The organism is Rossellomorea aquimaris, from assembly GCF_020172085.1.
GTDB lineage: Bacteria > Bacillota > Bacilli > Bacillales > Bacillaceae_B > Rossellomorea > Rossellomorea aquimaris_E.
This window is the reverse complement of record NZ_JAIVAT010000007.1, coordinates 18832-45258: the sequence shown is the minus strand read 5'-3', so window position 1 is coordinate 45258 and position 26427 is coordinate 18832. Positions and strand designations below refer to the sequence as shown.

21 protein-coding genes are annotated in these 26427 nt (G+C 46.4%); 2 read left to right on the top strand and 19 right to left on the bottom strand.

Annotation, left to right across the window (positions count from 1 at the left end):
• Positions 1 to 5: 5 nt before the first annotated feature.
• Both gatA and gatC read right to left on the bottom strand, forming a co-directional pair.
• Positions 6 to 1466, bottom strand: a complete 1461-nt coding sequence (gene gatA, locus LCL96_RS12840) for an Asp-tRNA(Asn)/Glu-tRNA(Gln) amidotransferase subunit GatA (RefSeq protein WP_224941856.1) — start codon at positions 1464 to 1466, stop codon at positions 6 to 8.
• Between the two features lie 12 nt (positions 1467 to 1478).
• A complete protein-coding gene (gene gatC, locus LCL96_RS12835) occupies positions 1479 to 1769 on the bottom strand; it encodes an Asp-tRNA(Asn)/Glu-tRNA(Gln) amidotransferase subunit GatC (RefSeq protein ID WP_224941855.1) in 291 nt (96 codons plus the stop codon).
• A gap of 488 nt (positions 1770 to 2257) precedes the next feature.
• Here gatC and LCL96_RS12830 point away from each other — a divergent pair, with 488 nt between their 5' ends.
• Both LCL96_RS12830 and LCL96_RS12825 read left to right on the top strand, forming a co-directional pair.
• Entirely contained in the window at positions 2258 to 2617 is a 360-nt protein-coding gene (locus LCL96_RS12830; RefSeq protein WP_224941854.1) for a cupin domain-containing protein, read from the top strand.
• A gap of 31 nt (positions 2618 to 2648) precedes the next feature.
• Positions 2649 to 3713, top strand: a complete 1065-nt coding sequence (locus LCL96_RS12825; RefSeq protein WP_224941853.1) for an AbrB family transcriptional regulator — start codon at positions 2649 to 2651, stop codon at positions 3711 to 3713.
• On the opposite strand, the gene LCL96_RS12820 is transcribed toward LCL96_RS12825, so the two are convergent.
• The 17 genes from LCL96_RS12820 to LCL96_RS12740 form a co-directional block, all read right to left on the bottom strand.
• On the bottom strand, positions 3710 to 4159 hold the full coding sequence (locus tag LCL96_RS12820; RefSeq protein ID WP_224941852.1) for a YueI family protein: 450 nt from the start codon (positions 4157 to 4159) through the stop codon (positions 3710 to 3712). The two genes, LCL96_RS12825 and LCL96_RS12820, sit on opposite strands and share 4 nt — an antisense overlap.
• A 441-nt stretch (positions 4160 to 4600) precedes the next feature.
• On the bottom strand, positions 4601 to 5551 hold the full coding sequence (gene argF, locus LCL96_RS12815; protein WP_224943425.1) for an ornithine carbamoyltransferase: 951 nt from the start codon (positions 5549 to 5551) through the stop codon (positions 4601 to 4603).
• Between the two features lie 5 nt (positions 5552 to 5556).
• Positions 5557 to 8628 carry a carbamoyl phosphate synthase large subunit gene (locus LCL96_RS12810; protein ID WP_224941851.1) on the bottom strand — a complete coding sequence of 1024 codons (3072 nt, stop codon included), beginning with the start codon at positions 8626 to 8628 and terminating at the stop codon, positions 5557 to 5559.
• On the bottom strand, positions 8621 to 9685 hold the full coding sequence (locus tag LCL96_RS12805) for a carbamoyl phosphate synthase small subunit (protein WP_224941850.1): 1065 nt from the start codon (positions 9683 to 9685) through the stop codon (positions 8621 to 8623). The genes LCL96_RS12810 and LCL96_RS12805 overlap by 8 nt, the downstream gene beginning before the upstream one ends.
• A 70-nt stretch (positions 9686 to 9755) precedes the next feature.
• Complete coding sequence (locus LCL96_RS12800) at positions 9756 to 10916, bottom strand: acetylornithine transaminase (protein ID WP_224941849.1); 1161 nt, start codon at positions 10914 to 10916, stop codon at positions 9756 to 9758.
• Positions 10913 to 11722, bottom strand: a complete 810-nt coding sequence (argB, locus tag LCL96_RS12795; protein WP_224941848.1) for an acetylglutamate kinase — start codon at positions 11720 to 11722, stop codon at positions 10913 to 10915. The genes LCL96_RS12800 and argB overlap by 4 nt, the downstream gene beginning before the upstream one ends.
• Positions 11685 to 12914, bottom strand: coding sequence for a bifunctional ornithine acetyltransferase/N-acetylglutamate synthase (argJ, locus tag LCL96_RS12790; RefSeq protein WP_318246426.1), 1230 nt, complete (start codon positions 12912 to 12914; stop codon positions 11685 to 11687). The genes argB and argJ overlap by 38 nt, the downstream gene beginning before the upstream one ends.
• Before the next feature lie 14 nt (positions 12915 to 12928).
• Positions 12929 to 13963, bottom strand: a complete 1035-nt coding sequence (gene argC / locus LCL96_RS12785; protein WP_224941847.1) for an N-acetyl-gamma-glutamyl-phosphate reductase — start codon at positions 13961 to 13963, stop codon at positions 12929 to 12931.
• Positions 13964 to 14161: 198 nt separating this feature from the next.
• Positions 14162 to 15442 carry an isocitrate lyase gene (gene aceA / locus LCL96_RS12780; protein ID WP_224941846.1) on the bottom strand — a complete coding sequence of 427 codons (1281 nt, stop codon included), beginning with the start codon at positions 15440 to 15442 and terminating at the stop codon, positions 14162 to 14164.
• A gap of 189 nt (positions 15443 to 15631) precedes the next feature.
• Entirely contained in the window at positions 15632 to 17221 is a 1590-nt protein-coding gene (gene aceB, locus LCL96_RS12775) for a malate synthase A (protein ID WP_224941845.1), read from the bottom strand.
• 338 nt (positions 17222 to 17559) lie between these two features.
• A complete protein-coding gene (locus LCL96_RS12770; protein WP_224941844.1) occupies positions 17560 to 17829 on the bottom strand; it encodes a DUF3949 domain-containing protein in 270 nt (89 codons plus the stop codon).
• Positions 17830 to 18333: 504 nt separating this feature from the next.
• Positions 18334 to 19485, bottom strand: a complete 1152-nt coding sequence (locus tag LCL96_RS12765; RefSeq protein ID WP_224941843.1) for a CamS family sex pheromone protein — start codon at positions 19483 to 19485, stop codon at positions 18334 to 18336.
• A 15-nt stretch (positions 19486 to 19500) separates the two neighbouring features.
• On the bottom strand, positions 19501 to 21507 hold the full coding sequence (gene ligA / locus LCL96_RS12760; protein WP_224941842.1) for an NAD-dependent DNA ligase LigA: 2007 nt from the start codon (positions 21505 to 21507) through the stop codon (positions 19501 to 19503).
• A 60-nt stretch (positions 21508 to 21567) separates the two neighbouring features.
• The gene (pcrA, locus tag LCL96_RS12755) at positions 21568 to 23793 is read right to left on the bottom strand and encodes a DNA helicase PcrA (protein WP_224941841.1); all 2226 of its coding nucleotides are present in this window, start codon (positions 23791 to 23793) and stop codon (positions 21568 to 21570) included.
• Between the two features lie 84 nt (positions 23794 to 23877).
• Positions 23878 to 24564, bottom strand: a complete 687-nt coding sequence (locus tag LCL96_RS12750) for a heptaprenylglyceryl phosphate synthase (RefSeq protein ID WP_224941840.1) — start codon at positions 24562 to 24564, stop codon at positions 23878 to 23880.
• Between the two features lie 493 nt (positions 24565 to 25057).
• On the bottom strand, positions 25058 to 25357 hold the full coding sequence (locus LCL96_RS12745) for a YerC/YecD family TrpR-related protein (RefSeq protein ID WP_224941839.1): 300 nt from the start codon (positions 25355 to 25357) through the stop codon (positions 25058 to 25060).
• A gap of 20 nt (positions 25358 to 25377) precedes the next feature.
• Positions 25378 to 26415 carry a DUF3048 domain-containing protein gene (locus LCL96_RS12740; protein WP_224941838.1) on the bottom strand — a complete coding sequence of 346 codons (1038 nt, stop codon included), beginning with the start codon at positions 26413 to 26415 and terminating at the stop codon, positions 25378 to 25380.
• Positions 26416 to 26427 lie beyond the last annotated feature (12 nt).

The window sequence follows — 26427 nt, the reverse complement described above, 5'->3', positions numbered from 1 at the left end:
ACCCCTTACAGTTGTGGTCTTTTTGTATGGAAATCTGTCGCCTGCTCAAATGCGTGAGCGACGCGATAAATCGTGCTTTCGTCAAAATGCTTACCGATGATTTGCAGTCCAAGCGGCAGTCCTGTTGAAGAGAATCCACATGGAACAGAAATTCCCGGTACCCCTGCAAGGTTCACTGGGATCGTTAAAATATCGTTCGCATACATCGTTAATGGATCATCGATTTTTTCACCGATTTTGAAAGCTGGTGTCGGTGTTGTCGGTCCAATGATAACATCGTATTTCGCAAATACATCTTCAAAATCTTTCTTGATCAGTGTACGCGCCTGTTGAGCTTTCTTATAATAAGCTTCATAGTAACCTGAGCTTAAGGCAAACGTTCCAAGCATGATACGACGCTTCACTTCGTCCCCGAAGCCTTCTGCACGTGTCTTCTTGTAAAGGTCAAGAAGATTCTCTGCGTTCGGAGTACGGTAGCCGTAACGAACACCGTCAAAACGGGCAAGGTTTGCTGATGCTTCAGAAGAAGCTAATAAGTAATACGTTGACACACCATATTTAGAGTGCGGAAGAGAAACTTCTTCCCATGTTGCACCCATGCCTTCCAATACTTTCAGTGAAGCAAGAACGGCTTGACGGGCTTCTTCCCCGACACCTTCACCTAAGTATTCTTTCGGTACTGCGATCTTCATTCCTTTGACGTCACCTGTTAGAGCCTCCGCATAATTCGGAACCTCTACATTGGCTGACGTGGAATCATTTGGATCAAGACCAGCGATGGCTTGTAGTAAGTACGCGTTATCCTCAACGTTACGAGTGATTGGTCCGATTTGGTCAAGAGATGAAGCAAATGCTACTAGACCAAAACGGGATACACGTCCATAAGTCGGTTTCAATCCGACCGTACCCGTGAATGCTGCCGGCTGGCGGATTGATCCACCTGTATCAGAACCTAATGAGAAAGGAACTTCCCCTGCAGCAACGGATGCTGCTGATCCACCTGAAGATCCACCGGGAACCGTTTCAAGATTCCATGGGTTGCTCGTCTTCTGGAAACCGGAGTTCTCAGTGGAAGAACCCATTGCAAACTCATCCATATTCAATTTACCGATTGTAATCGTATCGGCACTATGTAATTTATTCATGACCGTCGCATTATAAATCGGATTGAAGTTTTCAAGAATTTTACTTGCACAAGTGGTACGAAGACCTTTTGTGACGATATTGTCCTTGATTCCGATCGGCATTCCAAAAAGAAGGCCTTTCGATTCATCCGTACCAAGCTTGGAATCCATTTCCTTCGCTTTATTACGGGCATTCTCTTCATCCAATGTTAAAAATGCCTTTACTTTATCTTCAACGGCATCAATGCGTTTGTATGACTCGTCTACTAGATCTGTGACAGATACTTCTTTCTTATGTAAAAGCTCATGAAGTTCTGATAATTTATGGTCAAATAATGACATGAGGTCCCCTCCTTAGTCCAAGATCGATGGAACGCGAACTTGTCCATCTTGTTTGTCTGGTGCGTTCTTCAATACTTCTTCCCGCGGTAATCCTTCAACAGGCTTATCTTCACGCATAACGTTCTTCATATCCAGTACATGACTGGTCGCTTCCACACTTGATGTATCTAATTCATTCAGCTGTTCGGCAAACCCGATAATCGCATCCAGCTGAGTCGTAAACTTCTTCGCTTCGTCCTCTGTGATGGCTAGTCGTGCAAGGTGTGCTACGTGCTTCACTTGCTCTTCAGAAATTCTAGACATCTTCTTCACCTCCGTATATGTTCGAACACTCACAATACTATTGATAATACCAAAATTCGCTTCATTAAAGCAACTATGATACGTGATTACCATACTTGTCCATACCTCGTTTCATTCTACCATGAAATTAGGGGTGGGTGTGATTTTGTGAGGGAAGCATTCTTGTAAAAATGTTGAGTCGAAAGGATAGATTGTCTGTTTTAGTTGGGAAGTGGTCCTGGATGGTGTATCCAGGACCATTTGGAGGCAGGTTCGTTCATTTTTTGACGTTTCAGTTTGGGGATCACGCGGACAAGACAGTCAATATGGGGCAGAGCGCGTAGTGATTGCGTCATTTTACGTGGGGGATTGCGTCATTTTTTAATTTATTGCGTATTTATTTTTATAATTGCGTTATTTTACATATATTGTATACTACACAATCTCTCCTCCCCAATTAAAGGATTCCTCCACTTCAAAGCAGAACCTATACCTATAGAGGTGATCCTATGAAAATATACAGTTTCAAACAAACTACCGGAAAATCCATAGAAAAATTCAATAGTCAAAACGTGACCATCCATCCTTTGCTGAAGCCGGATGAGTCATTTCAGATTGGGTACTTTTATTTAGAAGCAGAAAGTGTGCTCGGAATGCATCCCGCCATGTGCGATCAGCTTCTTATGATCACATCGGGAAGTGGCTGGGTGAGGATCGAAGGAGAAGAGAAAATCATGGTCGAACCGGGAATGGCCGTCTACTGGCAGGCAGGAGAAATGCATGAATTCGGTTCCGATAAAGGCATGACTGCCATTGTTGCAGAAGGAAGCCGGCTCGATCCCGACCGCTTTCTCCATCTGAACACTTGATTGCCTTCTATAACAAGAAAGGATTTTCAGCATGCATCCCATTTTATTAGCCTTTATAGCAGGTGTCCTAGGTGGAGGCGTGTTCACGCTCCTTCACCTTCCCCTGTCCTGGCTGCTCGGTTCCATGGTTTCAGTCTTTCTCCTCAACAAATGGACAAAGCTCGAATTCGCCTGGCCGTCTTATCTCCGAGACCTTGGATTGATCATCGTCGGCTATGCCATCGGGCAATCATTCAGTCAAAAGACGATGATCGAAATCTTTACCCAGCTTCCGTCCATGCTGACGACGACGGTTACCCTTATCGTCTTCAGCATGTTTCTCGCTTACATTACGTCTACTATGACAGGGATCGGCCTAACCTCAACCATTACAGGGAGCATTCCCGGTGGACTTTCACAAATGGTGACTCTCGGGGAGGAAATGAAGAACATCGATTTAACAGTCGTGACGATCCTTCAGGTCATCCGGCTGCTTTCTGTCATCTTTGTGGTACCGTTCCTCGTCTTCAGCCCCCTACTGGCTGGTGATAAAACGGATTCCGGGACTGCCGCACATTCGTTTGAAATGCCTGACCTTCAATGGGGGTTTGTCCTGTTTTTTGCGATCGCTGTCGCATCAGGGGTCCTGGCCAAAAAAATCCACTTGCCCACCCCGACGTTGCTTGGCCCGATCTTAGTGATCGGCGGCTTCATGATCGCTGAATTGCCGGTTCCACAAATGCCCGGTCTGTTCATCATCCTGGCTCAATTATCTTTGGGCATTTACTTTAGTTTCATGATGAATTTCTCGTCATCGGGAGCAATGGGCAAGTTTATCCTATGGTCATTATTTACTTCCCTTTGCCTGCTTTTGTGCTGTGCAGGTCTCAGCGTACTGTTGAGTCGCTGGCATGGCATTTCATTCCTCACTGCCTTTATCAGCCTGGCTCCGGGAGGCATGGCCGAGATGGCATTGGTGGGACAAGCAGTCCATGCAGACCTTTCCATCATCACCGGGTACCATTTGTTCCGGATCCTCTTCATTCTTTTCATCATCCCAGCGACGTTGAAAGGGTTGTTCAAACTCTCTTTTTTCCAAAAGGACAGGCACGGTTAGAAGAGCTTCTTTTTAATAGAGGATAATAGGCTTTTCTTTTTTTTCGATTTTGATTTTGCTTCGACCACTTTCTCACTTTTTTTCTGCACATAAATCTCTTCTTGATCAATGGCATGATCATAAGCAAGAACGAGCCCGATATCCGTTTCGGTCCCCTTATTGGTGACCATGGAAAACGATACATGGTGCGCATCGGCAAGCTTGATGTATTTAGATAAATAGGTGTAGCTCATGTTTCCATTTAATAAAAGCGTCGCATCCGGATGCTTTTTCAAATTATCCTGGACTTCCTTGTACACGCCCTTTTCCCTTACCTGACTTTGGGTCAAGGCGATGACGATCCGTTCTCGCAGGCTTCCGAGGAATTTCCTTCTTTCATCAGGCTTTGTTTGCTTTTGCCCATACATTCCGTTTTCCAGGTAATCATCTAAAGTTGGTTTACTCAAAAAACACTGCACCTCCAAAACGTCTTATTACAGTTTCCCCTACACTATATGTTTGCATGTGTCCATTTGGTTCTGTCCCATTTTCGCTTATGGGGGTACTTTTAGGCAACTAATAGAGGCTGAATCAATTTACTTAAAGATGAATGATCCTGTTAGGATCTCGTGTAGCACCGCTGTTGATTTCCGTGCAAGACTCCGCTTTCCTCGGGCGGCCGGTGAGCCTCCTCGTCGCTGACGCTCCTGCGGGGTCTCACCTAGTCCGCTTTTCCCGTAGGAGTCTTCGTCTTGCACTCCAACCAACAGCTAGAACCAGCTAAAACATGACTTATACTTTGCAATAATCATAAAAAATCCGAACGATTTCGATTTCATAAAAGAACTTCGAATGATCGTTCGGATTTTCCTATGACTAAGACATATTGTCTCAGCCCCTTTTGTCCTTTAAACCAACACCGATTGTAATATCGCTTTTTGAACGTGTAAACGATTTTCGGCCTGTTGGAATACGGCTGAATGGGGACCGTCGATGACGGCTGCCGTGACTTCTTCTTCACGATGGGCGGGAAGGCAGTGGAGGAACGTCACATCAGGTGCCGCTTGGGCAAGCAACCCTTCATTGACTTGATATCCTTTAAAGTCTTCAATACGTTGAATGGCTTCTTCTTCCTGCCCCATACTGGCCCAAACATCGGTGTAGACGACATCAGCGCCTTTTACTGCTTCATTCGGGTCATGCGTCAGTTCAAAGCTCCCGCCGCTCTTCTTGGCTAGATTCATCGTACTTTCAATGATTTCTTTACCTGGCTCATACCCTTCAGGACAGGAAACGACGACCTCCATCCCAAGCATGGCACAGAGAATCATGAAGGAGTGCGCTACATTGTTTCCGTCCCCGATGTACACTGCCTTCACCCCTTTTAACGTCCCTTTACGTTCAAGGATCGTGAGGACATCCGCCAATGCCTGGCAGGGATGATACGTATCACAGAGCCCGTTGATGACAGGGATGCTCGCATATTCGGCCAGCTGCGTCACCTTCTCGGTCTCGAATGTTCGAATCATGATCCCATCCACGTATGATGACAGGACGCGCGCCGTATCCTCAATCGATTCGCCTCTTCCAAGCTGGATATCACGGGAATTCAAATAGATGGCGTGACCTCCCATTTGAAGCATCCCCGCTTCAAAGGATACCCTTGTTCTCGTGGATGATTTTTCAAAAATCATTCCGAGGGTCTTCCCTTCAAGAATCTTGGAATGAGGATTTTTTTTCAAATAGCTGGCAAGCGATAAAAGCTCGTGTACCTCTTCTACTGTATAATCGAGCCACGTGACGAGATCTCTCCCTTTCAAAGAGATCGTATAAGGTGATGTGGCGATGTTCGAATTCATCATATTCAAATCACTCCCTGCATGGTTTTTGAATGGACCAAAGGCTTCGGCTGAACATTGTCTGTGTTTTTACTTCGAATGAAGGCGTATAAGGTTTCAGCTTCGGTAATGACCGTGACCCCTGCCTCTAGTGCAGCGATTCTCTTCTTCTTCCATTCTTCCGATTCCTCATCACTGAAGTAGATACAGGCATGGTCGGTTTTGATCCAGTCACTGAATGTCTCTTCCTTCGCAGTCTGATATTGACTTATTTCAGTCAGGTTGCTGTCGATGTAAAGGGTCCCCCCGGCCTCCACTCCTTCATGTAGGTCTTCAAACACTTTATACAAAGCTTCTTCGACGGTTTCACCGAGACACAGTCCTTCTCCCGTCGACTTCATATTCGCACCGAGTGTTTGATCGATCTCCGGGAGGGCATGTGATGAAAAGACCGGATACTTCACACCGACTCCGTCCACCTCGGCAGGAGTCTCAAAGTCATGGATCGTGAGGTTTTCCCTGCATATCAGATCGGTCGCCATATCCATCAGCGAAAAGCCAAGGATCTTGCTGACGATCGGAACAGTACGGCTGGCCCTCGGATTCACTTCCAATACAAATAGCTGTTGATCCTGAAGCAGAAATTGAATATTCATGATCCCCTTATAATGAAGCGAAGAGACAATGTTACCGGCATATTCTTCAATCCTCTGCTTGATTCCAGCTGAAAGGGATTCAGAAGGAAAGATAGACATGCTGTCACCCGAGTGGACACCCGCCCGTTCAATATGCTCCATTACACCGGGAACGTACGCGTCTACACCGTCGCCAACAAGATCGACTTCCACTTCCCGGCCTTCTTTAAATTCATCTACTAAAATGGGAAAATACTCTTCGTCTGCTCCTTGGATGAAACGCTGCATCTCTTCCGGTGTCGTCACCTTAACCATGCCTTTTCCACCAATGACGTAGGAAGGACGGCAAAGAAGGGGGAAGGCTAAATGACGCGCCACTTGCAGTGCTTCTTCCCTGCTGTGACAAATCTCTCCTTTCACACGAGGAATTCCTCCATCGTCAAGCAATTGATAAAATCTTTCCCTGTCTTCCACCCGATCAATGGTATCTGCCGAAGTCCCAAGTAACGGTACACCTGCTTCTTCCAACTTCCCGGCAAGATTCAAGGCCGTCTGCCCGCCAAATTGCACCAGTACCGAGTCCACTTTCTCGTGGTGTATAATCGAGAGGACCGACTCAACCGTAATCGGTTCGAAATATAATCGGTCTGCCGTTTCATAATCGGTACTGACGGTTTCGGGGTTATTATTCACCATGATCGTCGTGTATCCGTGTTCTTTCAAGCATTGGATCGCCTTGACGGCACTGTAGTCGAATTCGACTCCTTGACCGATCCGTATCGGCCCCGCCCCGATGATCAGGACTTTCTTCTCTCCAGCGAGAGGTCCGATTTCATTGGTACCATAATAGGTCGAGTAGGCATAATTCGTGATGGCTTCAAACTCGCCGGCGCATGTATCCACCATTTTGAATACAGGTACCATTTCTTCTTTCACTCTCATCGTGACGATCTCCGCTTCTGATTTCCCAGTAAATCCAGCGATGGATTGATCCTCAAATCGAAATTCTTTCGCTTCTTTTAAAAGCTCAGGAGTAAGAGGCGTGCTTTGAAGCTTCTTTTCCACGGACACGAGATGACTCATCACTGAAAGGAACAGCTCATCGATTCCTGTCTTCCCGTGAAGATCCACAATTGAATGCCCCCTTCTTAATAGCTCCATCAGCTCAAAGAAACGGGAATCCGTCGGTGTACCAACCTTTCGTTCCAAGTCTTGAGCCGATAATTCTGACAGTCCCTTGTATATGTTCTCAACAGAGATATCCAATGATTGAATGGCCTTTTGAAAGGCGGCCTCTAATGAGCGCTCGATCGCCATCACTTCACCCGTTGCTTTCATCTTCGTCCCTAGCACCCGGTTCGCTTCCGGAAACTTATCAAACGGCCATCTCGGGAACTTCACCACCACATAGTCCAGGGCAGGCTCAAAGCTTGCATAGGTGGTCCTTGTCAACGGGTTGATGATCTCATCCAATGTGTAGCCGACAGCAATCTTCACCGCGATCTTGGCGATGGGATAGCCCGTTGCCTTTGATGCAAGAGCAGAAGACCTGCTTACACGAGGATTCACTTCAATCACATAGTACTGTTTGCTGTTAGGGTCTAAAGCAAATTGTATATTGCATCCTCCCACTACTTTAAGCGCATTGATAATATCGAAAGCCGCTGTACGTAGCATATGAAACTCTTGATCCGTCAAGGTCTGAGAGGGAGCAACGACGATGGAATCCCCCGTATGGATCCCTACCGGATCGAAGTTTTCCATATTGCAGACCGATATACAATTTCCTTTCGAATCTCTCATCACTTCATACTCAATCTCTTTGAAGCCGGCGATGCTTTTTTCCACAAGGACTTGATGGATGGGACTGGCCTTCAATCCGGATAAAACCAGCTTTTTGTATTCCTCCATCGTAGAAGCGATCCCACCGCCTCTCCCGCCTAACGTATAGGCAGGTCGGACAATAATCGGAAGGGGGATACTTTCAGAGAAAGTCACGGCTCCTTCCAGATCGTGGACAATGCTGCTTTCAGCCGTCGGATGCCCGAGCTCTTCCATTAAGGAACGGAACTTTTCTCTATCTTCCCCTTTTTGGATGGAATCTACGGAAGTCCCTAACAGCTTCACATCATACTTTCTAAGGACCCCTTTTTCATCAAGTTTGACGGCAAGATTCAAGGCGGTCTGGCCTCCCAGACTTGCGACCAACCCATGGGGGCGTTCTTTTTCAATGATGGCCGTCACCGACTTGATCGAGAGGGGCTCACAATACACTTTGTCCGCGTAAGCGGTATCCGTCATGATGGTGGCGGGATTATGGTTCACGAGGACCACCTCATAGCCCTCTTCCTTCAATGCGAGGCACCCTTGGGTACCGGAGTAATCAAATTCAGCAGCCTGCCCTATGATGATGGGCCCCGAGCCGATGATCAGGATTTTTTGAATACTGGAATCTTTAGGCATACATTTTCTCTCTCCCTGGTTGTTTAATCGATTGATAGAATTGTGTAAATATCCATGAAGCATCTTCAGGTCCTGGACGCGCTTCAGGATGGAATTGAGCGGAAAGGATAGGCTTATCCTTATGCTGAAGTCCTTCAAGTGAGCCATCATTGACATTGATAAACCGCGGTTCGAGACCGGTACCGTTCAAGCTATCCTTCTTCACCACATAGTTATGATTCTGCGAGGTGATGAAAACCTCACCCGTTTGATGATCCATGACGGGATGATTGGCTCCTCTGTGTCCGAATAATAATCGTTCCGTGTCCCCGCCAAACGCGAGGGCGATCAATTGGTGCCCCAAGCAGATACCAAGGGTCGGTGTCTCCATGATTTTCTCCTTCAGTTGAGGTAAGAACTTCATCATTTCCTTCGGATCCCCCGGGCCGTTGGATAACACCAGGCCATCGATGCTCAACTGGTCCAATAATTCAAGGCGGTGAAAGGGGATGACCGTCACGGAACAGTCCATTTCCAATAGACTCGTAACAATCGATTTCTTGACGCCGAAATCGATCACAGCGATCTGTTTGCTGCCGCTTCCCATTTGACGAATCTTTGAAAGCGCGACCTTTCCGATCTGACCTGTCAATTTTTCTTTCTTGGGAAGCATTTCTACGTATGAAATACAGGCGTTTTGACTTCCCCCTTCACGGATTGCTTTTACAACCTCTCTCGTATCCACCCCTGTCATGAACGGGATCTTCCATTTCTCAAGATAGTCTTTCAAGGAAGATGCGGCGTGATAATGGGAATATACATCTGGCGAGTTAAGCATGATGACCCCCTTCACCTGGGGTTCGCCGCTTTCGAAATCATCCTCATTCACTCCGTACTGACCGATGAGCGGGTAAGTGAAAACGACGATCTGGTCTTTATAAGAAGGATCCGTCAGCACTTCCTGATACCCTGTCATTCCAGTGAAAAATACAATCTCACCCTGAACGGGATCACTTTCATCCATAATGACTTCCCCTTTAAAGGAGCTTCCGTTTTCCAAACATAAATAACCTGTCATGAGATGCCCTCCTATTTATGAATAAATAGTTATATTTAAGTATTTTTATACATTCGTAGTTAAAAAAATATCAATATACTTCGGCTGATTGATGTTGATTGATCGTACTGATCAAGATATGAAGAGCCTGATCAAGCTCCTCATCCGTCACCGTCAATGGTGGCAGGAGCCGAACCACATGAGTACCGGCAGGAAGCGTCAATAATCCATTGTCCCGAAGTTCCGTGATGATGTCTTTTACTTCCTTGTGGAATGAAATGCCGATCATGAAACCGATCCCTTTCACTTCTTTTACAACGGGATTCTCTATAAGCTGCTCGTTCAGTTTGTTTATAAAGTATTTGGATTTACGCTGTACATCTTGCAGGAATCCCTCATCAAAGATGGTTTCCATGGTCGACTTCGCTGCCGCCATGGCTAATGGATTCCCTCCGAAAGTCGATCCGTGTGTCCCAGGGGAAAAGGACGGGATGAGTGCTTTCTTCCCTAACATGGCTCCTACGGGAAATCCGCTTCCAATTCCTTTTGCAACTGTGACGATATCCGGATCCAGGGAATAGTGCTGATAAGCAAACGGTAATCCCGTCCGCCCCGCTCCTGTCTGGACTTCATCAATGATGAATAGAGCATCCAGTTCCCGGCATTTGGCTTCTACCGCCTGTAAAAATGAATGGGTACCCGGATTGACTCCTCCTTCTCCCTGGATGACTTCCAGCATGATGGCGGCCACATCCTCACCCTTCACGTTCGAAAGAGCTGGTTCATCGTTATATGAAAGATATTCAAAGGTCGGCAGTAAAGGGCCGAAGCCGCTATGGATCTTTTCTTGACCGGTTGCACTCATCGTCGCAAAGGTCCTGCCGTGAAAGGACTGCTTGAAGGTAAGGATCTTCGTTTTCCCTGTATGCTTCTTCGCAAGTTTAATCGCCGCTTCATTCGCCTCCGCTCCGCTATTACAGAAGAAGACGGCATCCAGGCCGCTTGCTGAAGCGAGAAGTGTGGCAGCCTCTTCCTGCTTCGTGATCGAAAACAAGTTCGATACATGCCAAAGTTTATTCATTTGTTCTTCCACTGCTTCTTTTACAACAGATGGGGAATGCCCTAAATTACAGACGGCGATTCCCGAAATAAAATCCAAGTAAGATGTACCATTCTGGTCCTGCACCTCCGTGCCTTTGCCTGACACCAGTTCTATCTCTAACCGATTATACGTAGGAAATACATGACTCATATCGCTTGCACCTCTTTTCCACCTGTTATTTGTGTACCGATCATTTTCCCATCCTGTATGATGGAATCCTGACATCCTACAATCATCACTTCATGAATATGGTCGCTTAGAACGGATAAAGCTGCCTGAACCTTTGGAATCATCCCTCCATAGATCACACCGGATTCGATGTACTGATCGACGACCTCCTTTGTTACACGTGAAACAAGTTCTCCATCTTTCAAGATTCCTTGTACATCCGTGACAAACACCATTTTATCTGCATTGAGGGCTTTGGCGACGGCCGAAGCGGCCAGGTCGGCATTCACATTCACCCGTTCTCCTTCGAATGTGACAGCAAGGGGGGCGATGACCGGCAAGTAGTTTAAGGACAGTAGATGGTGCAAAAGCGTTAGGTTGACCTCTTCGATTTTGCCCACTAATCCAAGGGACTCCTCATCTACGAAACTCGCCTTTAATAAATGGGCATCATACCCGCTCAATCCGATGGCATTCACTCCCTGGAGATTCAGGAGATGGACTAATTCGCTATTCACCTTGCCCTTTAAGATCTGTTCTGCCACATCGAAAACGTCATTGGTGGTCTTTCGCTGCCCGTTAAGGAACGTCGACTGAATCCCCAGCTTTTCGAGTGTAGCCGTAATGTCAGGCCCTCCTCCGTGAACGATGATCACATGGTAGTGCTGCTGAAGATACTTCATGTTTTCATAGAAATGAACGGATAGCCGAGAAAGGATACTGCCGCCGAGCTTCACCACCATCACTTGTTTATGTTCGGTAACTTGCATTGATTTTGACGTAATCATACGTAAGATCGCACCCCCAGGCTTTTCCTATTCCTCCCCCGCTCTTCAGGAAGACGTTAATGAGCACTTGTTCAGCCTGCATATACTGACTGACTTCTTCCTCATTGAATGGTTGAGGCGTGCCATTTGAAAATACAAGAATGTCCCCGATGGAGATAGCACATTGATGAGGGTCGAGGTCCACTCCGCTGTGTCCCATGGCTCCGACGATTCTTCCCCAGTTCGGATCACCTCCGAATAGGGCTGTCTTCACCAAGTTGGAACCGACGATTTTTTTTGCAACGATATTGGCTTCTTGATGGGAGTTGGCCCCCGTGACACTCACTTCCACCAGTTTGGTTGCCCCTTCCCCGTCCCTTGCGATTTGCTTGGCCAGGTCTTCACATAATAGGATCAATCCTTCTTGAAAGTGATGCCAATCGGGATGACCTTCATGCAATGCCTCATGCTCAATCATCCCGTTTGCCATACTGATGACCATATCATTGGTGGACGTTTCCCCATCAACGGTAATTTGATTAAAGGATTGATCGATGGCGGTCTTGAGAGCGCTCTGTAAAGCGTCCGATGAAATCGTGGCATCTGTTGTAATGAAGCCGAGCATCGTCGCCATATTCGGATGGATCATACCGGATCCTTTCGCACAGCCACCGATGGTAACGGTCTTCCCGTCAATCACTACCTGGCAGCAGGACGACTTCTCGATTGTATCCGTCGTGAGGATCGCCTGTTGGAAAGACTGGGCAGCTTCTGGATTTTTTCCGACCACGATTTCGGTGCACCCCTTTTTCATCTTATCCATTGGAAGCCATTCGCCAATGACCCCTGTGGATGCGACGGCTACAAACTCTTCAGGGATCTGAAATCGACCGGCGATCCATTCCCTCGTCTGATACGCATCCTTAAGCCCTTGCTCTCCTGTGCACGCATTCGCTATCGCGCTGTTGACAACGATCGCTTGAAGTTTATGAGATTGAGAGATGCTTTCCTGTGTGACTTTGAGGGGAGCCGCTTGAAAATGACTTTGGGTATACACCGCTCCACAATATGCCGGTTTCTCACTGTAAATGACCCCGAAATCCTTCTTTGCATAACGAAGGCCTGTGTGAAGTCCTCCCGCCTTATATCCAAGGGGCGACAGAATCGTTCCTCCCTCGATACGTTGAACCGCCTTTTCTTTTACCAGTTTCATTGATTCTCCCCCTTTTAAGGATAAATTGGATAGTGATGAAGCCCGGTCGTTTCGTCTGCCCCTGTCATCACATTCATATTCTGAACCGCTTGACCGGCCGCTCCCTTGACCAGATTATCGATCACCGACACAATCGTTACCCGGCCCGTCCGTGGATCAGATTGGATAGAAAGGTCACAGAAGTTCGTACCGAATACTTCTTTCGTACTCGGGAATTGACCTGTAGGACGTACTCTTATGAAAGGCTTCCCTTCATAGTAGTTGTGGTAGAGGCTATGTAATTGTTCTGTGGTGTGGGCCTCCGTTAATTCCGCGTACATCGTCACCATGATCCCCCTCGTCATAGGGATGAGATGGGTGGAAAACGTGATCGGTCCCGCTCCACTGTCCCATATCTTCAACTGCTGCTCGATTTCAGGAGTGTGCTGGTGCTGATGGACTTTATAGATTCGTAGATTTTCCTGCGTCTCGGAGAAATGGCTGGATTGAGTTGCTTTTCTCCCGGCCCCGGATAATCCCGTTTTGGCATCGACGATAAAGGAATGAGGCTTCACCAAATGGTGTTGAAAAAGTGGCGCCACTCCCAGCAGGGTCGCTGTCGGGAAACATCCCGGGTTCGCGATCAAGTCCGCCTCACGTATGGTTTCTCGATTGATTTCAGTTAGTCCATAAACCGCTTTGTCGAGTAGTTGTTCCGGTGCCGATTCTCCTTTATACCACTCTTCATATTCGCCCGGTTCCTTTAAACGCAGATCTCCGGAAAGATCGATGATTTTTGCTTTTTTCCCGATAAGCTTCTGAGCGAGCTCCTTTGATACACCGGAAGGGACGGCTAGGAATACGAAATCAAGCTCTTGCATTTCCTCGATCATGATCGGTTTCACATTTTCAAGAGAAAGACCGATTAAATGCGGATACTGTTCCGCATAGGAAGTCCCTTCCAAAGAAGATGAATATAAAATGCATTCATTCACATTCGGGTGATTCGACAACAGGCGATACAACTCCACACCACCATATCCAGTACTACCAACTATACCAACATCCAAAACCATTCACCCCAGACTGTAAATTTAAATTAGGTCTAATTATATGAGTGTATATTAATAAAATCAATAGTATATTTATAAATTTTTGACTAAAGTTACTTTATTCACAAATTCACTCCGATAGTACTAGAACAAAACAAATAAAGGTCCGTCCCTCGCTATGGAGGGACGGACCTTTATGAGTATTTTAATAATATCTTAGAATTGTGCTGCCTCCGTTGAACCCTTCAAGGCCGTTGTAGAGGAGGTTCCACCTGAGATGACCATTGATACTTCATCAAAATAACCGGTTCCTACTTCACGCTGATGTCTTGTAGCAGAATAACCATGCTTTTCGCTTGCAAACTCTGCTTCCTGTAGCTGTGAATAGGCTGCCATACCGCGATCCTTGTAGCCTCTGGCAAGCTCGAACATGCTGTGGTTCAGCGCGTGGAAGCCTGCAAGTGTGACGAACTGGAATTTGTATCCCATTTTCCCGAGCTCGACTTGGAATTTGGCGATTGTTTCATCATCCAATTTCTTTTTCCAGTTAAAGGACGGAGAACAGTTATACGCCAGTAATTTCCCTGGATGCTCCGCATGGATGGCCTCTGCAAAACGGCGTGCTTCTTCAAGATTTGGTTCAGACGTTTCACACCACACAAGGTCCGCATAAGGCGCATACGCAAGACCCCTCGCAATGGCCTGATCCAGGCCAGCGTTTGTGCGGAAGAAGCCTTCCGGCGTACGATCACCTGTAATGAACTGGGCATCATAAGGATCCACATCGCTCGTGATCAAGTCCGCGGCATTCGCATCCGTACGTGCAACGATTAACGTCGGAACGCCCATGACATCCGCTGCAAGACGGGCTGAGATAAGATTCTTAACTGCCGTTTGAGTAGGCAGCAGCACTTTCCCTCCAAGATGACCGCACTTCTTCTCAGATGAAAGCTGGTCTTCGAAGTGGACGGCAGAAGCTCCTGCTTCAATCATCCCTTTCATTAGTTCGAACACATTCAGCTGACCTCCGAATCCAGCCTCCGCATCGGCCACGATCGGCACGAACCAATCGATTGATTCGTCCCCCTCCACATAATGAACCTGGTCGGCACGCTGCAGGGCTTGATTGATTCGCTTCACGACAGATGGTACAGAGTTTGCCGGGTACAGACTTTGATCAGGGTACATATGTCCGGATAAATTGGCATCCGCTGCAACCTGCCATCCGCTCAAGTAAATGGCTTTCAGCCCGGCTCTTACCTGTTGGACCGCCTGGTTTCCGGTCAGTGCGCCAAGGGCATTGATGTAGTCTTCTTCGTGAAGAAGGTTCCACAGTTTTTCAGATCCGCGACGGGCAAGAGTGTGCTCGATGTCGATGGATCCTCTTAAACGAATAACGTCTTCAGCTGAGTAAGAGCGTGTGATCCCCTTCCAGCGTTGATCCATTTCCCAATTTTCCTGTAGTGCCGTTACACGTTCGTTCGTTGGTTTTACCATGTTATATCTCTCCCTTTTTTGGTTTTGTTTATTTATACATATCGATGTATATTTCTATCGTCATTTTTCGTTCGTGATTGAGGTCCGTCCCTCATCACAATGAAGCGGTAATTGAATAAAGCAATGGTGCCTGCTATATCAACGTTTACAGGACGGCTATTTTACTTTCAGGTCCGTCCCTCTATCCCTTTAAAGGATCTGATAGCCAGGGATGGTTAGGAAGTCTGTAAATTGGTCGTTCTGGATGAGCTGGTCGAATAGGTCGACGGCTTCAGAGAATCGGCGTTCCTTGTATCGATCGTCTCCTAATTGGCTTTTGAGTTTCGTCAGTTCTTCCTGCTTCAGGTGTTCATAGAGTTCCATGGTGATGTTCCTTCCATCGTCAAGGACCCCTTTCGGATGACGGATCCATTGCCATAGCTGAGCCCGTGAAATTTCTGCTGTCGCCACATCCTCCATCAGATTATGGATCGGAGCCGCTCCCTGTCCGCTCAGCCACGATGAAATGTATTGGATGCCCACATTGATATTCAAACGGACGCCTTCTTCTGTTATCACACCTTGAGGTACCTCGAGAAGATCCTGTTCTGTTACTTCAAGACCTTTCAATGTCTTCTCATCAATCTGATTGGCCGTTTTCATCTCATGGTTGAAAACCTCCATGGCGACCGGTACTAAACCAGGGTGGGCAACCCATGTACCATCATGGCCATCACGCGCTTCCCTTTCCTTGTCTGTCTTCACCTTATTGAAGGCTTCTTCGTTCTTAACCGGATCATTCTTGACAGGAATCTGCGCTGCCATCCCACCTATGGCAGGAGCTCCTCTTCTGTGACAGGTCTTGATTGTAAGCAGGGAATACGCTCTCATGAACGGCGCTGTCATCGTAACCGACGAGCGATCTGGGAGGACGACATTTTCCTGTTCCCGAAGCTTTTTGATATAGCTGAAAATATAATCCCATCTTCCACAGTTCAATCCCGCTGAATGCTCCTTTAACTCATAAAGGATTTCATCCATTTCAAATGCGGCCGTAATGGTTTCGATCAGGACTGTCGCTTTGATCGTCCCTTGGGGGATTCCCACATATTCTTGTGCAAAGTTAAATACATCGTTCCAAAAACGTGCTTCCTGATGACTTTCTAATTTAGGTAAGTAAAAATAAGGGCCATCCTTCGTAGAGGTTAAATGTGTCGCGTTATGGAAAAAGAATAAACCAAAGTCGACAAGGCTGCCGGATAATGGATTCCCATCCAGTTCAATATGTTTCTCTTCCAGATGAAGTCCCCTCGGTCGTACGATTAATACCGCGTGCTCCTGATTTAATTCATAACGCTTGCCATTTGTCTCGAAGTCTATTGTGTGGTGTACAGCATCTCTGAGGTTGATCTGTCCTTCTATGAGGTTCGTCCATGTAGGTGAGGTGGCATCTTCGAAACATGCCATGAAACATTTCGCTCCTGAGTTCAGAGCATTGATGACCATCTTCCGGTCAACGGGTCCGGTGATTTCCACCCTTCGATCTTGTAAAGCCTGTGGGATCGGTCCGACCTTCCATTCGCTTTGTCGAATCGATTCCGTTTCCGGCAAAAAGTGAGGAAGCTCTCCACCATTGATCCGTTCCTGCTTCTTATCCCTGTTCTGTAACAGCTCCTTGCGTCTGTCTCCGAACCGACGCTCCAATTGTTCGAGAAACTGTAAAGCTTCCGGAGATAAAATGTCCGCAAAGCCCGTCCTGAATTCCCCGGTTACCTTGATACCAACCATTTGAGTAGACATAGAACCTTTTCACTCCTTACGTGTATTAAACAAATCTTATTGTTATAATACAGATTATTTAACATGTTTGTATTGTATAACAGTTAACACAGATATGGAACACTTTTTTCAGAAATTTCATTCGACATTTTTCGCAACCGTTTCAAACCGCCTCTGAAGAAAGGAAAGAAGGTCCGTCCCTCATCGCGTTAAAGCGGCGAGGGACGGACCTTCAGGCATACAGTTTGTTTACAGCTTGTGCTCCAATTCGTGGATTCTCTTTTCTAATTTTTTATTTTGTTCAAGTACATGAAATGCAAAGGTAAGGGCCGTACCGGCCATTATAAAAGCGATGAAACTCATCGTCCTTCTCCTCCTCCCCTATTTTTCATTTTGTATAGGATATGAGCGATGATGTTGGCAGGGATAAAAAGGGGATTGGACTGAGCATTGTGGTGAAGAACCTGCTCCTGGACAGGCATATCCTCAAACATCTTCCCCTGTGATCGATTCTTTTTCTTTTCCTCTTCCATGGCTTTAATATAACGATACTGAATAGGGATCATGATTAGCGTGACAACAAATAGTACAAGGGCAACGATGAGTCCAAATAAATAATATCCGTTCATACTGTTTCACCTCTTTTGTTCTATACCCGTTCTACGTAAGAAAAGGCCTGGTAGTTTCATTTTTTGTAAAGCTGTTATCGTTATCTTGACGAAACGAGTGGTGGTTGATTTCCGCTCCAGGTGCTCGCTTTCCGCGGGGCTGGCGGTGAGCCTCCTCGGGCTTCGCCCTGTGGGGTCTCACCTGTCCAGCGTTTCCCGCAGGAGTCGAGCACCTTCCGCTCCAATCAACTTCAAAGCATAAGTTTTTTTACTTCAATTAAAGTAAACTAATCAACTTCTCACCTGTTTTTCAGCACCATTTAGCTCTGTCACTAAGATCTTGTTTTTATAGCTGAGTAAAGCAGCTCCCCTAAGCCTTAGAACATTCTCGATGACAGAGTGTTTGCAAATCAAAGTCTTTACTAAAATAAATAAGCCTTCGAGAAAATACCTACTTCTATAATTCGAAGGTCCGTCCCTCACTAAAAAAGAACTAACCCTTATGCGGATTAGTTCTTTTTCTGTTTATTCATAGATGTGCAAATAGGTTTCTTTACTGCCCTGTTTTTTCACGATGAGGGCTTCGGGTCCGTAGGAAGAGGAGACGAGAAGTTCTACGTCCCAGCTGTCCGGGGTCTGTTTACTGATCATATTCTTGAGATGCTGGGCGAATCCGATGGTTTCAGCTTTTCCCTGGAACGAAAGGGCCACCTCGAATTCCATCTTGGATAGTTTCTGATTTTGATAGAGCGCTTGTCCCGTCAGTCCCGTGTAGACCGGGAAATACTTTTCAATGTCTGTTTTAAACTCATTAAAGACTTTGTAATCGTTCGGATGGTTGTCCTCGGCTTCAGGAGAAGGGAATAAATAATAATCTTCATTGATTCCTTTCCAATCTTGAATGCCGCTATCCTTCGGCTCCACCGTCGTATAAGCAAAGAAGTGACCAGGGACGACCTGATCTTTAGGAGCCTGCTTGTAAAGAGAAATCATAATCGGGACATTTTGAAGTTCTTTTTTCTGACGAAGGCGCTTCAGGACTTCGTCTGCGATTTTCGCTCCCTGTTGTTTCAACACTTCATTGCTGATATTTTTGACTGTTCTGGTCCCATTTGACATATTGGTCTCATATTGAACAGAATTCAGGGATAGGGCGATGGCGACTCCACCGAGGCGCACCTTGTTGTCTTCTTTTTTCATTAGATAATTATGTTCAATCACATGAGCAAGGTAAATAGGGGCATTCTCTCCGCTTGATTGAACGGGATTCAGACCCACATTTTCAGACTCCTTAAGTCCTTTTTCCTTCAGTTGTTCACTTGTATACTTTCTTTGAAGCCAGCTATCCACCGTTTTCTTCGTCAGGAACTGGCCTTCTTTAAAGAAGTATTCTTCCGTTGAGAATCGATTCTGAGCCACCCGCAGCAAACCCTTTTCGATTTCATTGATATCGTATCTGGATCCCAGATCATTCACGACGACGCCCCGAGTATTACTCGTTTCATACGGAAGCATCGTCTTGTAGTATTCTTTCGAAATTTGGAAGCTTGGTATGATGGCCTTCTTCGCTTCGCTGTCCTGATTTTCCTGAACGACCTGATCCTGTTTCTCAAATGTCGGAGCGCAGCCTCCCAACAACAACAATGCGGAGAGTGCGACCGAAATCCCTTTTTTCATTCCTCGTTACACCTCTTATCGGTTAAGTTCTTCCATCAGCTTGTCCTCATCCCAAACTTCTATGTTTAACTCGTTCGCTTTCGTCAGCTTTGATCCCGCTTCTTCCCCTGCGATGACAAGATCGGTCTTCTTACTAACGCTTCCGGTAACTTTCCCACCGAGCATTTCAATTTTTTCTTTGGCTTCATTACGGCTCAACCGCTCGATTTTCCCTGTCAGCACAATCGTTTTCCCTGCAAAATAAGAGTCAACGTCACTTGCTGCTACAGGTTTCGGTCCTTTGTATTCGAGGTTTACCCCGGCGTCCTTCAGCTCCTGAATAAGTTCCTTTACTTCATCGTTTTCAAAGTAAGCGACAATGGCATCGGCCATTTTATCCCCGATTTCATTGACATTCAATAGCTCTTCTTTGCCTACTTCCATCAGCCTGTCCATCGAACTGAACTCCTGTGCCAATGTCTTGGCCGCTTTGGCTCCAACGTGACGGATTCCAAGACCGAATAACAATTTCTCCAGGGAATTTCCCTTTGACGTTTGAATCGCGTCTAACAGATTATCGACGGATTTCTCACCCATTCGTTCCAGCTGCAGGAGCTGTTCACGTTCTAATCTGTATAAATCGGCGACATCTTCAATCAATTTCTCCCTGAATAATTGGCTGATCACTTTTTCCCCGAGTCCATCAATGTTCATGGCATTCCTTGATACAAAGTGAATGAGGCCTTCACGGATTTGTGCCGGGCATTTCGGATTGATACAGCGGAGAGCTACTTCCCCTTCGAGCCTTACAAGCTCACTTTCACACTCAGGACAATGGGTCGGCATCAAGAACTCCTGTTCATCACCTGTTCTCTTGTCTTCCAGTACGTTGACCACTTCCGGGATGATGTCCCCCGCTTTCTTAATGACAACTTGGTCACCGATCTTGATGTCTTTCTCCCTGATCAGATCTTCATTGTGCAGCGAGGCCCGTTGCACGGTCGTTCCCGCTACACGAACCGGTTCAAGAATAGCTGTTGGCGTGACAACTCCGGTACGACCAACACTTAATTCAATCTCCTTCAACACGGTGACGACTTCCTCAGCCGGGAACTTGTACGCAATGGCCCACCTTGGGCTTTTCGCTGTCGTTCCAAGTTCCTGCTGCTGATCAAGGGAATCCACTTTGATGACGATGCCGTCTATATCATAGGCAAGATTCGGGCGTTCATCTGTCCATTTTCCGACAAATTCAATGACCTCTTCAATGGTCGCACAGCGTTTACGTTCAGGGTTTGTTTTAAATCCAAGCTCATCAAGCTTATCCAGTCCCTCACTATGTGAGTCAATCCCTGTATCACCGATATCGGCTAGGGCATATAAGAAAACATCCAAATTCCGTGATGCCGCGATTTTTGGATCAAGTTGGCGTAATGAACCAGCCGCCGCATTTCGCGGGTTGGCAAATGGTTCTTCCCCTTTTTCCTCTTTCAGCTTATTTAAAGCTTCGAAAGATCCCTTCGGCATGAAGGCTTCACCGCGGACCTCGAAGGACATCTTTTCAGAAATCTTTAACGGAATCGAACGAATCGTCTTCAGGTTCGAAGTGATATCCTCTCCTATGGATCCATCTCCCCTTGTGGCCCCCTGGACAAACTTTCCTTCTTCATACCTGAGGGACACGGCCAAGCCATCGATCTTCAGTTCGCATACATAGGAGAAATCATCTCCTACCGCCTGGCGAACGCGGCGGTCAAAGTCACGGAGATCGTCTTCATTGAAGGCATTTCCAAGACTCAGCATCGGCGTTCTGTGCTCCACTTTTTCAAAAGATTCTAGAATGGTCCCACCGACTCGTTGAGAAGGAGAATCCGCAGATTTCAATTCCGGGTATTGATCTTCGAGCCCGATCAGTTCCCGGAGAAGCTGATCGTACTCGGAATCGGGAACGGAAGGCTTGTCGAGTACATGGTATTCATAATTGTATTGATTTAACAATTCGTGCAGTTCACTGACACGTTTTTCGGCTGATTGTCGATCCATTTCCACAACCCTTTCTTGCTTAATATTCAGTCGGTCGGAAGAGATTACCGTTCCGACACGTCACGCTTTTTCAATTGGAGCGAATTTGGCCAGTAGACGCTTGATTCCCATTGGACTAGGGAAGGCAATATCGAGCTCGACACTGTCTCCGGATCCTTTCACACTGACAACCGTTCCCGTTCCCCACTTCTTATGCTGGGCCTTATCCCCAACCTGCCACGCAACGGATTCTCCACCCGTAGTGGTTTGGACTGGACGTGAAACCGGCTTTCTCGGCGTAGGGCGCGATGGTGATTTCGAAGCTGACTTCCCAAATGGCGTGAAGGCACTCTTCTTTTCTGCCATCACATCGTCCAGCAGGTCTGCTGGAATTTCGCTGATGAAACGGGAAACCGGGTTCATCTTCGTTTGCCCGAAGAGTGTTCTCATCTGGGCATTCGTCAAGAAGAGCTGCTCTTCTGAACGGGTGATTCCCACATATGCCAAGCGGCGCTCTTCTTCCATTTCATCTTCTTCCATAAGGGAACGGCTGTGAGGGAATACCCCTTCCTCCATTCCCATGAGGAAGACAACAGGAAACTCTAAACCTTTGGCTGCGTGAAGGGTCATTAAGATGACAGAATCCTTCGGTTGGTCGTCTTCATCAAGCTTATCTATATCGGCAACCAAAGCAAGATCTGTTAAAAACGCCACCAAGCTCTTATCGTCGTTTGATTCCTCAAAGCTTTTTGTTACTGACAGGAACTCGTCCAAGTTCTCGAGTCTTGATTGGGACTCGATGGACTTTTCTGCTTTCAGCATGTCTGTATAGCCTGATTTCTCAAGAATTTCTTCTACCAGTTCCGTTACAGATAGATACTCCTGCATACTCGTATAGCCTTTCACCATCTCCATGAATTCAATCACGGCCTTGGTGATTTTAGGGCTGAGTCCGATGAAGTCCGCTTCTGCAAGCGCCCTGAACATGGAAATATCATGGTCTTGAGCGTAACGGGCGATTTTATCAATGGACGTGGCACCGACACCCCTCTTCGGTACATTGATGACACGCTGCAAGCTGATGTCATCATCAGGATTCGAAATGAGTCTCAAATACGCTAAAATATCCTTGATCTCTTTACGGTCATAGAACTTGATGCCGCCCACGATGGAATATTCGATATTCGATTTAAGAAGAACTTCCTCCATCACACGGGACTGGGCGTTCGTGCGATACAAAATGGCAAAATCCGAATACTTTCTCTTACCGTTTTCCATCATTTCTTTGATTTTTCCTGTGACGAATTGCGCTTCGGTCTGCTCGGTATCCGCCCTGAAATAGGAAATCTTCTCACCGTCATCATTTTCCGTCCACAGGTTCTTCGGTTTACGGTTTGAATTCTTCTGGATGACTTCATTCGCCGCCTGAAGAATCCTTTTCGTTGAACGATAATTCTGTTCAAGGAAAATTACGGTAGCTCTTGGATAATCCTTCTCAAAAGACAGGATGTTGGCAATGTCCGCACCGCGCCATTTATATATCGACTGATCCGAATCCCCTACTACACAGAGGTTCTGGAAACGGGATGCGAGCAGTTTTACGAGCATATATTGCGCTCTGTTCGTATCCTGATACTCATCCACGTGTATATACTGAAACTTGCGCTGATAAAACTCCAATACTTCCGGTACACGTTGAAACAATTGAATCGTCGTCATGATCAGATCATCGAAATCAAGCGCCTGATTCTTTCGTAATCGCTTCTGATACTCCGTGTACACGTCCGAAACGACCTGGTCGTAATATCCCCCTACCTGTTTGGATAATTCTTCGGGTGTAGTCAGCTCATTTTTCGCAGAGCTAATTGATCCAAGAAGGGAACGAGGATCAAATTTCTTTGGGTCTATATTTTTTTCTTTTAAAATCGATTTAATGACAGACTGCTGATCTGTCGAGTCCAGGATCGTGAAGTTTCGGCTTAATCCGATCCGGTCAATATCACGGCGAAGGATCCGTACACACATGCTGTGGAAAGTGGAGATCCAAATGTTCTCCGACGCTCCTCCAAGGATGTTATAGATACGATCCTTCATTTCTCTTGCGGCTTTATTTGTAAAGGTAATCGCTAAAATATTATAAGGATTGACCCCTTTTTCCACCATCAAATACGCAATCCGATGCGTCAACACTCTTGTCTTCCCTGAGCCTGCCCCTGCCATGATCAGTAACGGCCCCTCAGTCGCCTTCACCGCTTCAGCCTGCTGCGGATTCATTCCATTCAACAATCGATCAGTCAAAAATTGCATACTCTCTCACCACCATAACGAACGTACGTTCTATATTTGTATTTCAATTATATCTCATTCTAGGACGGACCTCCAGTAGGATCCTTATCCCTTCACAGCTTTTACCGTTTTCAATGCTTCCTTTACGTTGTCATATACAACATTCCCAACCACTACAACATCAGAAACCGCGGCCATTTCCTTCGCCTGCTGTACGGATTTGATGCCGCCTCCATAGAATAAAGTCGTGTTTTCAAGGGAATCTTTTACTTCTTTCACGGTTTCTACATCCCCATATGTACCACTGTATTCCAGGTAAAAGATCGGCAGATTGAACATCCTTTCTGCCATCATGGCATAAGCTGCCGCGTCTTCACTTGAAATGTCTGTGTTTGCTTCCGTTACTTGTGCTGCCTTGCAGTCACGGTTCAATATACAATATCCTTCTACCAGGATTTCGTCCCAATTCATGATTTCTCCATATTCCTTGACCGCCTGGTGATGTAATCCCGTCACCCAGTTCATATTCTGACTGTTCATCACCATGGGAATGAAATATAAATCGAAGCCCGGAGTAATCGACTCCAGATTCGACACCTCCAGAATACAAGGAACCGTATATCGTCTCACTCGTGCCATCAAATCAAGAACCTTTTCAAGGGTTACACCGTCCGTTCCCCCTACGATAATCGCGTCTGTTCCTGATTCACATACTGCTTCTAAATCTTCATCATCTATTGTCTTATTCGGATCTAGTTTAAATACATGGCGCCACTCTTGGACATCATACATGCGCTGTTCCTCCATTCATACATCCATCTAACGTATTATATCATTTGTGGGTGGGAGTCGCATTAACTACAAAAGCGGAGGCGGCTTGCCCAGAGGCGACAAGCATAAGATGAACCTACCGGGAAGGCGCTCTTTGCCTTTTTGGTAGGTTTTGCTTATGACCTCGAGCCTCTAGCCGCTGGAGCTGGATGACACCAAAAGCGGAAGCGGCTCGCCCAGAGGCGACAAGCATAAGATAAACCTGCCGGGAAGGCGTTCTTTGCCTTTTTGGCAGGTTTTGCTTATGACCTCGAGCCTCTAGCCGCCGGAGCTGGATGACACCAAAAGCAGAGGCGGCTTGCTCAGACCCGACAAGCATAAGGCGAACTGGCCGGAAAGGCGCTTTTTGTCTTTTTGGACAGGTTGACTTATGACCTCGAGGGGCTAGCCGCCGGAGCTGGATGACACCCGGACAAAAAACAAAGACCGCTCGTCATCGACAGCGGTCCTTCCATTATTTCTCTTCCTGATGTACACGATCCAACACTAACTGATACGCATCATTTCCGTAATTCAAGCAGCGTTTCACACGGGAAATCGTTGCGGTACTTGCACCTGTTTCCGTTTCAATCTTATGATAGGTCTTCCCATCCTGAAGCATACGTGCGACTTCAAGACGTTGAGCAAGAGATTGAATTTCATTGATGGTGCAAAGGTCATCAAAGAAACGATAGCATTCTTCAAGATTCTGCAGGGAAAGAACAGCATTGAATAACTGATCCAGCTCCTTGCCTCTTAGTTTATTTATTTGCATTCAAAAGACTCCTTTTCCTTCTATTCTTGATAAGATACCGAACCGGTCAACCCCGGAGAACTTGGAATGACGTTGATCCATGTCGATCCTTTTCGCAGGCTTACAGGTTTATCATTTTCAAAAGGAAGAATTCTGCCGTCGACGTTCTCCCAGTGAACTTTACGAAGCTTACCATCTTGTATCAAATAAGCATTCCCGCCTGATTCGATGTCTATATCACGCCTTCCAGCGTCATCGACAATCTGATGTGAAGCTTCTACGATGAGGAGGTTTTCGACCAGAACAGGATCTTTCGAGTCATAATCGATGGTTTGTTCTCCATTTGAATAGCGCTCGTATCGGCCTTCTTTTTCGTTGTAGTCATACACAACATTAAACAGGGGATTTTGATTGTATGAAATCATCACGGAATTTGCGGCTTCTCCTTTTATCTTTCCCTTATCACTGAAATTCAGTGCCTTAGGCGGGCGATTCATATCGAAACCATTCTTATCCGCACCCTCTTTGATATGCTCGTAGGTGATATAGGAATTATGAGGAGCTTTACGGAAGCTTGCCCGCTTAAATAGTGTCCCGTCATATTGGATCCCATTCAAATCATCGATAAAACCATTCATCAGCATTTCTTTCGCCTCAGGGCTGTATCCATGAGCCACATACAAACTATCATATCCTTTTGCAAGTTCTATATAGTAATCTCTTGCACTTCGTACAGGACCGACTTCTTTCGGCATCCGGCTTTGGAATATGGCGAGAAAACGAGTGATATCCCCCTCTGCCAATACTTCATAAACGATATCCGCTTTGGATAAGCCTGATTGGGGCCGGGCCTTCGGATGGTTATTCACCATCACAGCCACCGAGCGGGCCGTCGACTCATTCTCTTCTCCCACCCCTGTTAAAGGGGATTGATACATATCTTCCGTTTCTACGCCTGTCTCTTCTTTCACCACTGGAGTTGCGGCTTCTTTATCAGATTCTTTCTTTATCTCTTTATCTGAACTACATGCGACAAGTGTCAACGAGCTTAACGCAATAATCAAAGCTCTTTTCAGCATGTTTTTTTACAC